12 protein-coding genes and 1 tRNA gene are annotated in these 13,045 nt (G+C 73.9%); 6 read left to right on the top strand and 7 right to left on the bottom strand.

Translation table 11 applies throughout. The annotated features are described in order from the left end of the window. The first annotated feature begins 41 nt into the window (after positions 1-41). Positions 42-230, top strand: a complete 189-nt coding sequence (locus tag IE182_RS07440) for a DUF5703 family protein (RefSeq protein WP_190108870.1) — start codon at positions 42-44, stop codon at positions 228-230. An 88-nt stretch (positions 231-318) separates the two neighbouring features. Here IE182_RS07440 and IE182_RS32590 read toward each other — a convergent pair whose 3' ends face one another. The 3 genes from IE182_RS32590 to IE182_RS07425 all read right to left on the bottom strand — a co-directional run bounded on the left by IE182_RS32590 (position 319) and on the right by IE182_RS07425 (position 3,066). Continuing rightward, positions 319-1,164 carry a chaplin gene (locus IE182_RS32590; protein WP_190108869.1) on the bottom strand — a complete coding sequence of 282 codons (846 nt, stop codon included), beginning with the start codon at positions 1,162-1,164 and terminating at the stop codon, positions 319-321. Between the two features lie 165 nt (positions 1,165-1,329). Further along, positions 1,330-1,563 carry a chaplin gene (locus tag IE182_RS07430; RefSeq protein WP_190108868.1) on the bottom strand — a complete coding sequence of 78 codons (234 nt, stop codon included), beginning with the start codon at positions 1,561-1,563 and terminating at the stop codon, positions 1,330-1,332. 153 nt (positions 1,564-1,716) lie between these two features. Next, positions 1,717-3,066, bottom strand: a complete 1,350-nt coding sequence (locus IE182_RS07425; RefSeq protein WP_190108867.1) for a M20/M25/M40 family metallo-hydrolase — start codon at positions 3,064-3,066, stop codon at positions 1,717-1,719. A 235-nt stretch (positions 3,067-3,301) separates the two neighbouring features. On the opposite strand from IE182_RS07425, the gene IE182_RS07420 reads away from it, so the two are divergent. Then, a tRNA-Leu gene (locus IE182_RS07420) sits at positions 3,302-3,389 on the top strand. A 48-nt stretch (positions 3,390-3,437) separates the two neighbouring features. Here the strand turns inward: IE182_RS07420 and IE182_RS07415 are convergent. Next, positions 3,438-4,184 carry a carbonic anhydrase gene (locus tag IE182_RS07415; RefSeq protein ID WP_190108866.1) on the bottom strand — a complete coding sequence of 249 codons (747 nt, stop codon included), beginning with the start codon at positions 4,182-4,184 and terminating at the stop codon, positions 3,438-3,440. Positions 4,185-4,346: 162 nt separating this feature from the next. Beyond that, positions 4,347-5,228 (bottom strand): DMT family transporter, encoded by an 882-nt coding sequence (locus IE182_RS07410; protein ID WP_190109148.1) that lies wholly within the window; start codon positions 5,226-5,228, stop codon positions 4,347-4,349. A gap of 367 nt (positions 5,229-5,595) precedes the next feature. On the opposite strand from IE182_RS07410, the gene IE182_RS07405 reads away from it, so the two are divergent. The 3 genes from IE182_RS07405 (at position 5,596) to IE182_RS07395 (ending at position 10,252) form a co-directional block, all read left to right on the top strand. Beyond that, positions 5,596-6,588, top strand: a complete 993-nt coding sequence (locus tag IE182_RS07405; RefSeq protein WP_190108865.1) for a hypothetical protein — start codon at positions 5,596-5,598, stop codon at positions 6,586-6,588. A 95-nt stretch (positions 6,589-6,683) separates the two neighbouring features. Further along, entirely contained in the window at positions 6,684-8,264 is a 1,581-nt protein-coding gene (locus tag IE182_RS07400; RefSeq protein ID WP_190108864.1) for an APC family permease, read from the top strand. Beyond that, complete coding sequence (locus tag IE182_RS07395; RefSeq protein ID WP_190108863.1) at positions 8,261-10,252, top strand: primary-amine oxidase; 1,992 nt, start codon at positions 8,261-8,263, stop codon at positions 10,250-10,252. The genes IE182_RS07400 and IE182_RS07395 overlap by 4 nt, the downstream gene beginning before the upstream one ends. Positions 10,253-10,292: 40 nt before the next feature. On the opposite strand, the gene IE182_RS07390 is transcribed toward IE182_RS07395, so the two are convergent. After that, entirely contained in the window at positions 10,293-10,709 is a 417-nt protein-coding gene (locus IE182_RS07390) for a (2Fe-2S) ferredoxin domain-containing protein (protein WP_190108862.1), read from the bottom strand. A 58-nt stretch (positions 10,710-10,767) separates the two neighbouring features. Here IE182_RS07390 and IE182_RS07385 point away from each other — a divergent pair, with 58 nt between their 5' ends. Continuing rightward, positions 10,768-11,292, top strand: coding sequence for an NUDIX domain-containing protein (locus tag IE182_RS07385; protein WP_190108861.1), 525 nt, complete (start codon positions 10,768-10,770; stop codon positions 11,290-11,292). A gap of 809 nt (positions 11,293-12,101) precedes the next feature. On the opposite strand, the gene IE182_RS07380 is transcribed toward IE182_RS07385, so the two are convergent. Beyond that, positions 12,102-13,025, bottom strand: a complete 924-nt coding sequence (locus IE182_RS07380; protein ID WP_190108860.1) for an NADP-dependent oxidoreductase — start codon at positions 13,023-13,025, stop codon at positions 12,102-12,104. Positions 13,026-13,045: the final 20 nt, after the last annotated feature.

The following is a 13,045-nucleotide window of genomic DNA, read 5'->3' as shown; positions in this document are numbered from 1 at the left end:
GACGCTATCCGCACCGGGCCCGTTCCCGCACAATAGATGCGATGCCGGAATACGAATTCTGCGATGTGTATGTGCCCCGGGGCGTCTCCCGGAGGGCAGCCACACGCTTGCTGACCGAACACGCCGAGTACGGACACTGGGAGTTGGACCGACTGCGCCTCTACCCCGACGGCAGCCGCAGGGTGCGGCTGCGTCGCAGGATCATCCGACAGATCCGCGCCACCTGGTGACCACCGGGAGTGAACGCACACGGAGCGGGCCCCGCGGCTGCGGGGCCCGCTCCGTGCCGGTCGCTACCGGCTCAGCCGTTACGGCGTGTCAGCCCTGCGCGCCGCGGGAGCGGCGGTAGAGCATCGCGCCACCGAGCAGCAGGCCCGCGCTGGCCGCACCGGCCGCACCGAGCTGGCCGGCACCGGTGTGGGCGAGCTCGGCGGCCTGCTGGGCCACCGTCGCGGGACGGTGCTCGGCGAGGTCGGTGGCAGGACGGTGCGCGTCCTTGACCTCCATGGCCGGCTTGGCGTGGTGACCGCCCGTGCCCGGCGCCCCGGGGTGAGCACCCGGCGCGTCGTGGCCGTGGGCCGGCGGCTTGTGGCCGGGCTTCTCACCGGTGGGCGGGTTGTGGTGCCCGCCCGGGTGGTGGTCGCCGGGCTTGTGCCCGCCCGGGTGGCCCGGCTTGTCGCCGTGCGGCGGCTTGTGGCCCTGGCCCTGGTGGGCCGGACCGTGGCCGTCGTTGACACAGGTGTTGCCGGTGGCGGGGTTGCCGATACCGACGATGTTGACGCTGTTGCCGCAGGCGTTCACCGGGATGCTGACCGGCACCTGGGCGGTGTTGCCCGAGGCCACGCCCGGGGAGTGCGCCGCGGCGCCGTTGGCCAGCGCGCCGCCGTGTCCGCTGCCGCCGTGCCCATGGCCGCCGTGGCCGCCGTTGGCACAGCGGTTGCCCGTCGCGGGGTTGAGCAGTCCGACGACGTTCACGGTGTTGCCGCAGGCGTTCACCGGCACGTGCACCGGCACCTGGACGGTGTTGCCCGAGGCCACGCCCGGGGAGTGCGCCGCGGCGCCGTTGGCGCCCGAATCGGCGTGGGCGTAGCTGCCCGTGACGGCCGCGATGACGCCGCTGGCCGCCGCTACGGTGATCAGGCCCTTCTTGGTGACCTGTCGCATTTTCGTCTTGCCCCTCTGCTGCTTCTTACCATGCGGATTGCGCAAGGGCGTCCATATCCACGCCCTCGCGCGGAAAACCCGGCCAAAGCCCGGCGGCCCCGGAGCGCATGGCATGCGCCCGGAGCCACCACGGGATTCAGCCCCTCACGGGTTGAGAAAACGACGTCACTTGTTGACGCAGGTGTTCCCGAACGTGGGGTTGAGCAGCCCGACGACGTTGATGGTGTTGCCACACAGGTTCACCGGCACAGCCACCGGGACCTGGATGACGTTGCCCGAGACGACGCCGGGAGAATTCACAGCAGCACCCTGGGCGCCCCCGCTGGCGGCGGCGACGCCTGCCCCCGCGAGAACGAGACCACTGGTGGCTGCCGCGGCGGCGACGACCTTCTTGAGCATGGATTCCTCCTTGTTGGCAATGCGGTCCCAGCCGCGGACCGCACACCTGTAACGACGAGGAGGGAGTGGGGCTACGTAAGCAGCAGGGCGTTCACTCTTTCCGGGGAAGAAAGCGCCAGATTCGCACAGCCTGACACTCAATCAGGACTGCGCTCAGCACTGATCCAGGAAGCGGTCGAGCACACGCACACCGAATTTCAGACCATCCACGGGCACGCGCTCGTCCACGCCGTGGAACATTCCGGCGAAGTCCAGCTCGGGCGGCAGCTGCAGCGGCGCGAACCCGAAGCAGCGGATGCCCAGGTCGTCGAAGTGCTTGGCGTCGGTGCCGCCGGAGAGCATGTACGGGATGGCGCGGGCGATCGGGTCCTCGGCCCGCAGCGCCGCCTGCATCGCGTCGACCAGCTTGCCGTCGAAGCCGGTCTCCAGCGCCTTGTCCAGGTGTGAGCGCTCCTCGTCGATCTTCACCCGGGGGCCGAGGATGCGGGCCAGGTCGGCGTGGAACTCCTCCTCGTGCCCCGGCAGGAAGCGCCCGTCGACATGGGCGCTGGCCTGGCCCGGGATCACGTTCACCTTGTACCCCGCATCCAGCATGGTGGGGGCGGCGGAGTTGCGCAGCGTGGCGCCGACCATCTTGGCGATCCCGCCGAGCTTGGCGAGGGTGCCGTCCATGTCCTCGGGGTCCAGCTCAGTGCCGAGCGCGTCGGAGAGCTCGTCCAGGAAGGACCGGACGGTCTTGGTGACCCTGACCGGCCACTCGTACCGACCCAGCCGCCCCACGGCTTCGCACAGCTCCGTGATGGCGTTGTCCTTGTTGGTCATCGAGCCGTGCCCGGCCGTGCCGTCCACGGTGAGCCGCATCCAGTGCATGCCCTTCTGGGCGGTCTCCACCAGATAGAGCCTGAGCTGCTCGTTGACGGTGAAGGAGAAGCCGCCGACCTCGCCGATCGCCTCCGTCACGCCCTCGAAGAGATCCGGATGCCTGTCGACCAGGTGGCGCGCGCCGTACGTGCCGCCCGCCTCCTCGTCCGCGAGGAAGGCGAGCACGATGTCGCGCGGGGGCTTGCGGCCGCTGCGCAGCCTGTCCCGTACGACCGCGAGGGTCATCGCGTCCATGTCCTTCATGTCGACCGCGCCGCGCCCCCACACGCAGCCGTCCGCGATCTCCCCGGAGAACGGGTGGTGCGTCCAGTCCGCGGCGTTGGCCGGCACGACGTCGGTGTGGCCGTGGATGAGCAGCGCGGGCCGGGACGGGTCCTCGCCCTCGATGCGGGCGATGGTGGAGGCCCTCCCCGGGTGCGACTCGAAGATCTGCGGTTCGAGCCCGACCTCGGCGAGCTTCTCGGCCACGTACTCGGCGGCGAGCCGCTCGCCGGGGCCGGAGTGGTCGCCGTAGTTGCTGGTGTCGATCCGGATCAGGTCACGGCAGAGGTCCACGACCTCGCTCTCGGCGTTCTCGGCGTTCCCGCCCGGGCCGGCGGTGGCCGGCTTCGACTCGCTCACGCTGCCTCCTCGTGGTTCGGCTGCCGGGCGGCCGCCGCACGGTGGGCGCGACCCCCGGCGGGGTCCGAAGCCATCCTCCCTCTGCCGTTCGCCCAGCCCAAGGCCGCAATACAGCCGACACGAGCCCGCAACGATCACGGCCGCCCGCGGCGCCGGGGCGTGATCGAGCACCGCCGAATGTTTGGTATTGTTTTCCATGTCGCCGCGGGGAACACCCCGCCAAGACAAACACCTGGTCCGGGTGGCGGAATGGCAGACGCGCTAGCTTGAGGTGCTAGTGCCCTTTATCGGGCGTGGGGGTTCAAGTCCCCCCTCGGACACCAACGAAAAACCCCAGCTCAGCTGGGGTTTTTTGGTTTTCCGGCGGGTCCTCACGCCCCGGGGGGCACATCGGTGAGGATCTCCACCGCGCCGGTGTCGAGCGAGTAGTAGCCGCCGACCACGGCGAGGGCGCCCTTCCGCACGAGCGGGGCGAGGTCCGCGTTGCCGCGCAGGTCGCTGGCGGTCAGCCGGACCTGGGCGCGGGCCATGGTCTCGACCGGGTCGGCGCCCCCCTCCTTGAGCGCCCGCTCGTACGCCGGGCGCAGGGCCCTGACGATCGCCTGAAGGTTCCCGGGCAGCGGCTTGTCCTCGCGCAGCGAGGTATACGCCGCCTTGACGGCGCCGCAGCGCTGGTGCCCGAGGACGAAGATCAGCGGGGTGCCGCCCGTCACGGGTCCGTACTCGACGGATCCCGTGACCACCGGGCCGACGGCCTGGCCGCCCGTGCGCATCACGTACAGGTCGCCGAGGCCGGTGTCGAAGAGCAGCTCGGGCGGCACGCGGGAGTCGATGCAGGAGAGGACCACCCCGAACGGATTCTGCTCCTGGGCCACGAGCTCGCGCCGGGTGGGATCCCGGTCGGGGTGCTGGAGGTCCCCGCTCACCCAGCGCTTGTTGCCGTCCATCAGTCTCGCGAACGCCGCGGAGGGCGTCGTCGGTCTCGCCCCCGGCGAGGGCGGGGTGGACGCCCGGCCGGCCGAGGCGCCGGGCGCGGCGCACCCGGAGAGGGCGGCCGCGGCGGCCGCCAGCCCGCCGGCGAGCAGGGTCCTACGGCCCGGAGCTCTCGTACGGTCCACGGTCGTTCCCCTCGGTGCCGCCGGGCACGTCCGGCTGTTCTGGCCGTGGCGATTGTTCAACGGGCCGGGGTCACCCGGCGGCAGGCGCGAGCGGGCACGGGCCGTTTTGCCTCCGATGGAGCACGACGGGCCGGCGCCCGGGTGGCCGGCCGGACGCGTTGCTCAGTGCGGCTGCAGGTCGCGTACGTGGCCCGACGTGGCCATGCCCGAGGGCATGGCCGGGTGGCGGCCGATGAGGACGATCCCGACGACGATGGCCGCGAGGCCGGCCGCCTGGGCGGCCAGGGCGCCCGGGGTGGTGCGCAGCTGGTCGCCCATGAAGCCGACGCCGCAGGCGATGCCCGCCAGCGGCTGGGCGGCGGTCAGGGCGGGCAGGGACATCCGCAGCGGGGCCGTCTCGAAGGCGCTCTGCACCAGGACCAGCGCCGTCACCCCGAGCACCACCACCGCGTACGGCTGCCAGCTGGTGACCAGGGCGGTCCAGCCCTCCTTCAGCCGGCCGCCGCTGACCCGGGTGAGGGCGTCCTGCACTCCGTAGAGCAGTCCGGCGGCCACGGCCAGCAGCGCGGCCTCCGTGCTCATGCGGACGCGCCTGGCGACGGCGGTGAGCAGCAGCGCCGCGCCGACCATGATGCCGACGACCAGCCAGTGTCTGAGGGGGTCGGTGACGGTGCGGCCGCCGTGCGGGCGGCCGGCGACGATGAAGGCGGCGACCCCGCCGGCGAGCAGCCACAGGCCGCCCCAGCCGGGGGGGCCGAGCGGCTGCTTGGTCTGCCAGCGGGAGAGGGCCATCGCGAAGAGCAGGTTGGTGGCCATCAGCGGTTCGACGAGCGAGATCTCGCCCCGGCCGAGCGCGAGGGCGCCCAGCACCATGCCGCAGACCATGAAGGCGATGCCGGCGAGCCAGCGCGGCATGCGGGCGAGGTCCAGCAGCAGCCGGAGCGAGAGGAAGTCGCTCATGGGGGCCCGCTGCGCGGCGTTCTGCTGGAGGACGAACCCCACACCCAGGCAGCACGCCGCACTCACGGCGAAGGCGAAGACCATCACGTCGCGCACCTCAAGACCGAACGGTCACCGGAGACTTGACCCAAGACGATAGCCGCCGCCCGGGGCGGCATGGCGGCCGAGTACCCCATTCCGGCCTGTTCATCCCCGCGGGCCGTTGACGACCCCGGGAGAATGGCGAACTCTTGTTCGTAGCGCATGCGTACCCACGTCCACCCGGGGAGCCACCCCGCGTCCGCCGGACAACTGGAGCTGACGTAGCGTCATTTGGCATGGCAACAACGGCAAGATCGCCCTTGACTCGGAGCCGTGACTACCGGTTTGCTGTGCGTGATCGAGCACACACGCGCACGGACGCCCCCGTCGGCGTCCGGAGGGGACGTATCGCCGTGGAGGAAGCCCGCAGATGACGCCCCCGCCCCCCTTGGGCCGCCCCCGGAACAAGGACGGGCCGGCCTTCGACCCCGCCCTGGACGACACCGAACTCGCCACCGTCCGCGACGCGCTCGCCCGGGGCCGCTGGGCGGACGCCCGGCTCCTCCTCGCCCGTACCGGCGACGACTGGGACCGCCGAGGCCACCGCCTCGTCGTCCTCTCCGAGGGCCCCACCAGCGCCACCTGGGCCCGTGAGTGGCAGCTCGCCGAGCCCGGCAGCCCCGACGCCGCCGCGCTGCTGGCCTGCGCCACCGTCTTCCGCGCCGTGAGCGGCAAGGACGCCCCGGACACCGCCCGTGGGCTGTGCCTGACCGCCGCGCGGCTCGCCCCCCGCGACCCCACCCCCTGGCTCGGCATCCTCATGCTCGCCCACCGCACCGGCACCGCCGACGAGCGCGTCCGCGCCTTCGACCAGGTGCGCGCCCGGCACCGGGACCACCACCACGCCCACCACCTGATGGCCGCCTGCCTGGCCGAGCACCAGGAGGGCGACCGCGACGACCCGTTGCACGAGGTCTACGACTTCGCCTCCTGGGCGGCCGAGCAGGCCCCCGCCGACTCCCCGCTGGCCGTGCTCCCCGTCGTCGCGCACGCCGAGCGGTACCGCGTCCTCGCCCGCGCGGGGCTCGAACCGGCCGACCCCGCCCGCTCGGGGCACTGGTCCACCCGCCGGGCCCGCCAGGTGATGAAGGCCGCGTTCGACTGGTGGCTCGAATGGGACGTCGACGAGGACACGGCGGACGCGGCCGAGGCGGCGGATGCGGCCGGCGCCGCCCATCCCCGGCGCAAGGTCGACCTCAACTACCTGGCCCACGCCAAGTTGCACGAGGGCCGGCTGGCCGAGGCGGCCGCCCTGCTGACCCGCATCGGGCCGCACGCCACGCACGCCCCCTGGTCCTATCCGTACCGGGACCCCAGGAAGGCGTTCCGGGCCGCACGGCGTGCCGCGCTCGGCACCTCCTGAACCACCGCCGACGCTCCCCCGGGGCGTCCCGCACCGCCCCGCACCACCGCACCGACCACCCGCCCGCTCACCCCCACGGGAAGGACGGCCCCGCCATGCCGACGGGCACCACGAGCGAGATCAGCACGTTCAAGGGCCAGGGAAGACGCCTGCGCGCCGACCGCATAGGAGTGGCAGGACTGCTGCTGTCCGTCGTCGCCGCCAGCGCCCCGCTCATGGTCACGGCCGGGGTGATGCCCACCACCTACGGGACCATGGGCATCGTCGGCCAGCCCCTGCTCTTCGTCATCCTCGGCGCCGTGCTCACCCTCTTCAGCCTCGGCTACGCCGAGATGAGCCGGCACGTCCACAACGCCGGGGCCTTCTACGCCTACATCGCCCGCGGCCTCGGCGGCACGGCGGGCGCCGCCGCCTCCGTCGTCGCCCTCGTCGCCTACAGCGCCATGCAGTTCGCGATCTACGGCATCTTCGGCTTCGAGCTCTCCGGGCTCCTCGACGAGCACCTCGGCGTGCGCCTCGGCTGGTGGGTGCCCGCGCTCGCCGCCGTGGCGGTCGTCGGGGCGCTCGGCTGGCTCAAGATAGACCTCAACGCCAAGGTGCTGGGGGTCCTGCTGCTCGTCGAGTGCGCCATGGTCGTCGCCTTCGACGTCGCCGCCGTCGGCAGCCCCGGCCCGGACGGGGTCTCGCTGCACTCCTTCGACCCCCAGACCCTCACCGGCGCCGGCCTGGGCACCGCGCTGTCGTTCACCATCGCCTCCTTCGTCGGCTTCGAACAGGCCGCCGTCTACGCCGAGGAGACCAGCCGCCCCCAGGTGGCGGTCGCCCGCGTCACGTTCCTCGCCGTCGGCTTCGTCGCCCTGTTCTTCGCCCTCGCCTCCTGGGCGCTGAGCGTGGCCGCCGGGCCCTCACGGATCACCGGGCTGGCGGGGGACGAGGGCCCGAACCTGCTCTTCGCCCTCTCCGAGGACCGGTTCGGCGCCGCGTTCACCGATGTCATGCACCTCTTCTACGTGACCGGCATGTTCGCCGCGATGCTCAGCTTCCACAACGTCGTCGCCCGCTACGCCTTCGCCATGGGCCGCGAGGGCCTGCTGCCCGCCGCCCTCGGCCGGACCTCCCGGGCCAGCGGCGCGCCCGCCTACGGCTCGCTGCTGCAGAGCGCGGTCTCCCTGCTGGCCGTCGCCGTCTTCGCGGTCACCGACGACGGTCCGCACGGCGACCCGACGGCGCCCGTGCAGCGGCTGTTCACCTGGATGGGCAACGTGGGCGCGCTCGGCGTGATCCTCCTCATGGCCACCGCCAGCGCCGCCGTCATCGTCTTCTTCGTCCGGCGCGGTGCCGCCCGCGCGCAGGCCCCGCGCCTGGTGGCCGCCGGGGCGGCCGGGCTGATCCTGCTGGTCATCGTCGGCTACGCGGTCAAGGACTTCGACGTCCTGCTCGGCGCCGACCCCGGCTCGGCGCTCCGCTGGATCCTGCCCGGCATCGTCGGCGCGGCCGTCGTGCTGGGCCTCGGCTACGGGCTGGCGCTCAAGGCCGTACGGCCCGAGGTGCACGCCCGCATCGGGCTCGGGAACGAGGCGTTCCGGCTGGAGGAGGCCGCCCAGGCGGCGGCCGGCACGGCCGGTGGCCCCGCCCGCCCCCACGGCCCCACGACCCAAGGAAAGGTTTCCTCATGACGTGCTGTCACCCGCCCTCCCCCAACTCCCCTGACGCCCCTGCCTCCCCCGACGCCCCTGCTTCCCCGGCGCCGGCGGCCGCACCGGCGCACCCGCTCGACCCGCTGAGCGCCGCCGAGATCGCCGCCGCCCGGCGCGTGCTGGACGAGGCGGGCAGGCTCACCGCCACCACCCGCTTCCCGCTGGTGCTCCTCGACGAGCCGGACCGGCACGCGGCCGCCGCCCACCGGCCGGGCGAACCGTTCGTGCGCCGGCTGCGGATCACCCTCCTCGACACCGCGACCGGCGCCGCCGCCGAGGCGCTCGTCGACGTCACCGGCGGCCTGCTGCTCTCCTGGCGGGAGCTGGACGTGGCCGCCGAGGGACAGCCGCAGGTGATGTTCGAGGAGTACCCGGTCGTCGAGGCGATCGTGAAGGCCGACCCGGGCTGGCGCAAGGCCATGGCCGAGCGCGGGATCGAGGACACGGACCTGGCGATCTGCGCGCCGCTGGCGGCGGGCAGCACCGTCGTCGAGCGGCCGGGCCGCCGGCTGCTGCGCTGCCTGACGTGGCTGCGCTGCGACGCCACCGACAACGCCTGGGCGCACCCGGTGGGCGGGCTGGTGGCCGACGTCGACGTCATCGAGGGGCGCGTGGTGCGCATCACCGACACCGGCGCGGTGCCCGTGCCCGCGGAGTGCGGGCGGTACGAGGCGGAGTTCAACGGGCCGCCGCGCACGGACCTGCGGCCGCTGGAGATCACCCAGCCCGAGGGGCCGTCCTTCCGGCTGGACGGGCCCCTGCTCCGCTGGCAGAACTGGAGCTTCCGCGTCGATTTCAATGCGCGCGAGGGCCTGGTGCTGCACCGCATCGCCTACCGGGACGGCGGACGGGACCGGCCCGTGCTGCACCGCGCCTCCCTGGCCGAGATGGCGGTGGCCTACGGCGAGGCCGAGGAGTCCCGCAACTGGGTGGCGTTCCTCGACGCCGGCGAGTACTCCCTGGGCCGCAACGCCAACGCCCTCCGGCTCGGCTGCGACTGCCTCGGCGAGATCCGCTACCTCGACGCCGTCGTCGCCGACGACCACGGCGACCCGCAGACGCTGCCCAACGCCATCTGCATCCACGAGGAGGACTACGGCCTGCTCTGGAAGCACACCGACATCTTCAACGGCAATGCGGCCGAGAGCCGGCGGGCCCGCCGCCTGGTCGTCTCCTACATCGCCACGGTCGGGAACTACGACTACGGCTTCTACTGGTACTTCCACCAGGACGGCGCCATGGCCTTCGAGGCCAAGTCCACCGGCATCGTGCAGACCTCGGCCGTGGAGCCGGGCGCCGGTTCCCCGCACGGCACGGAGGTCGCGCCGGGGCTCCTCGCGCCGTACCACCAGCACCTGTTCTGCGTACGGCTCGACGTGGCCGTCGACGGGCTCGCCAACACCGTCGAGGAGGTGGACGTCGTCCCCGTGCCGGCCGGGCCGGACAATCCGGGCGGCAACGCCTTCACCACGCGGACGACCGTCGTCGCCGACAGCGCGGACGGCGGGCGGCTGGCCGATCCCCTGGCGGGCCGGCGCTGGCGGATCACCAACCCCGGCTCGCACAACCGCATGGGCCGGCCCGTCGCGTACACGCTGGTCCCCCAGCCGGGGCCGGTGGTGCTGGCGCAGCCCGGCTCGCCGGTGGCCGAGCGCATGGCGTACGGCACCAGGCACCTGTGGGTCACCCGGCACCGGGCCGAGCGGCGTTACCCGGCGGGCGACCACCCCAACCAGCATCCCGGCGGGGCGGGGCTGCCGCAGTGGACGGCGGGGGGCGAGTCGCTGGAGAACACCGAGCTGACCGTCTGGCACACCTTCGGGCCCACGCATCTGCCGCGCCTGGAGGAGTGGCCGGTGATGCCCGTGGAGCCCACCGGCTTCACTCTCAAGCCGACCGGGTTCTTCGACCGCAACCCGACCCTGGACCTGCCGCGGGAGGCGGGCGGCGGCCACGGCGCGGTGTGAGGGCGGTGGCCGGGAGAACGGGGAGGGCGGGGAGGACGCCTCAGGCGTCCAGCGCCTTCCCCACCCGCCGCGAGACGGTGAAGGCGTAGAGGTCCAGGACGCCGGGCGGCTCCGCGAGGCCGGGGCCGCCGGCCCGGACCCACGCGGCGATGTCCGCCAGTGCGTCGTCGTCGTTGACCAGGCCGAGCCAGACGGGCCGGCCCCCGGCCGCCCGGCCCGCCGCCGACGGCTGCACGACGATCACGTTGGCCTGGTCGCAGACGTCCAGGCACTCCGACGCCCGTACGACGGCGGCGCCCCCGAGGGCCTCCCGCAGCCGGGGGATCTGTCCCGCGTGGTCCACCCCCGGCACCTTGGCCGGGTCGCCGCAGCAGCAGCCGCGGCACACGGTGACGCGGCAGGGCGCGGCGGAAGGGGCGGTGCCGCGGCGGCTGTTGGGCAGGCTCTTGGACGTCATCCGGCTGATGATACGCATGATCCACACGGGGGCGGTGGCCTGGTGTTGGATGGGCCGCATGACTGATCAGCAGCCGCTCGGGGCGGACGAGGTGCTGGACGTCGTCGACGAGCACGACCGTGTGGTGGGGCAGGCTCCGCGCAGGGAGGTGTATGCCGGAGGGCTCGTGCACCGCTGTGTGTTCGTCCGGGCGCGGGACGCCCGGGGCCGGACCTTCGTGCACCGGCGCACGGACCGCAAGATCGTCTTTCCCTCGCGGTACGACATGTTCGTGGGCGGCGTCGTCGGGGCGGGCGAGTCCTACGACGAGGCGGCGCTGCGCGAGGCGGAGGAAGAACTGGGCGTGACCGGGCTACCGGCCCCGACGCCGCTGTTCCGCTTCCTGTACGAGGGGCCGGGGGGCCGGTGGTGGTCGGCGGTCTACGAGGTGCGGTGCGACCTGCCGGTCAGGCCGCAGGCGGAGGAGGTCGCGTGGTGGGCGTTCCTCTCCGAGGAGGAACTGGAGGCCCGGCTCCCGGAATGGGACTGGGTCCCGGACGGCCTGGAGGCGTTCGTCCGACTGCGCGACGTTTCCCGGGGCTGACGTTGGGGGGCCGCCGGTCCTCGGCCGACGGCCGCCGGGGCGGACGGTGTCCGCTTGGCTTGGCGGGGCGTCCGGTCGGTCCGGGCCGCAGCACGTCCGGGGCGCGTTTCCCGGGGCTGACGCCCTCGGGGCCCTCGGCCCCCGGCCGACGGGAGCGCGGACGGTGTCCGCCCCGGCCGAGCTGGTCCGGAGCCCGAGGACGCGGCACGTCCGGGCCCGGGGCCCGGCAAGTCGGCCCAGGGCGGGGTAGCGCAGCGGGGCGCGGTCCCGGACGCGAAGGGGATGCGAGGCGCAGCCCTGCGCGCCCGGGCCGGTATCGGCTGCACAGCGCCGCCCTTGTGCGGCAGGGCGCCGTGAGGCGTCTGCTCCGGGCCCGGAAGGACGCCGGGGCGCGGCCCCTGTACGGCAGGGGGCAGCTGGGCGTCAGGCCACCGCCCCTGGAAGGGCTGGGGCGCAGCCCTTCCAGGGGCAGCGGAGCACGGCCCCGGCCCTGGCAGCCGCCGGGGCGCGGCCCCCGGGCGGGAGCCCGCCCCGGAAGGGGCCCCCGGGCACGGCCCCCGGCCCGGCAAGGGCAGCGGTGGGGCGTCCGCCCCGCCCTGGAAGGACGCCGGGGCGCGGCCCGGGAGTCGCAAGGGCCGCGACCGCCAGGCCACCGGGGGCCCCTGGGCCGAGGGCGGCCCCGGGCGGCTGCCCGCCCCGGGCCAGGGCCCCGGGCGTGGCCTCCGCCGGCCCGCGCAAGGGCAGCGGGGTGTCGGTCCCGCCCCGGAAGGCGCCGGGGCTCGGGCCCGGAGCGGCAAGGGTCGCGGCCGTCAGGCCACCGTCACCACGATCTTGCCGCGGGTGTGGCCCTCGGCGCTGAGGCGTTGGGCGTCTGCCGTTTTCTCCAGCGGGAAGACCGCCGCCACCTCGACCGTGAGGACGCCCTGTTCCGCCAGGCGGCTGAGCTCCGTCAGGTCGGCGGCGTCCGGGCGTACCCACAGGAGGCGGCCGCCGAGGGCCGCGACCTCCGGGTCGGCGATGGAGACCAGGCGGGCGCCGGTCGCGGTCACGTCGGGCGAGGTCGTGACGGCCCCGCCGCCGACCAGGTCCAGCACGGCCGTCACACCCTTGGGCGCCAGCGCCCGCACCCGCTCGGCGAGCCCCTCCCCGTAGGTGACGGGCTCGGCGCCCAGCGAGCGCAGGTAGTCGTGGTTGCGCTCGCTCGCGGTGCCGATGACGCGGGCGCCCATGTGGCGGGCGAGCTGGACGGCCATGGAGCCGACGCCGCCGGCGGCCGCGTGGATCAGCACGGTGTCGCCCTTGCCCGCCTGGACGGCCTTGAGGGCCTGGTAGGCGGTGAGGCCGGCCAGCGGGATGCCCGCGGCCTCCTCGAAGGTGAGGCCCGAGGGCTTCGGTGCGAGGGTGCGCACCGGCGCCGCCACGTACTCGGCGAAGGTGCCGCGGGAGAGGAAGTCCTCGCGGACGTAGCCGATGACCTCGTCGCCGACCTGGTACTCGGGGGTGTCCAGGCCCTGGCCGACGACGACGCCGGAGACGTCCCAGCCGGGGATGACGGGGAAGACGGCGTCGAGGTAGGGGTCGAGGCCGCCGGCCTGGGCCTTCCAGTCGACGGGGTTGACGGCGGCCGCCTTGACCTTGATCAGGACGCTGTCCGGGCCGGCCTTGGGCTTGGGCGCCTCGCCGTATTCGAGGACCTCGGGGCCGCCGTAGGTGCGGTAGCTGACAGCCTTCATGGTGCCGACTCCTTGTCTAG

It is taken from the genome of Streptomyces cinnamoneus, assembly GCF_014650495.1.
Taxonomy (GTDB): domain Bacteria; phylum Actinomycetota; class Actinomycetes; order Streptomycetales; family Streptomycetaceae; genus Streptomyces; species Streptomyces cinnamoneus.
This window is presented reverse-complemented; position numbering and strand designations above follow the sequence as displayed.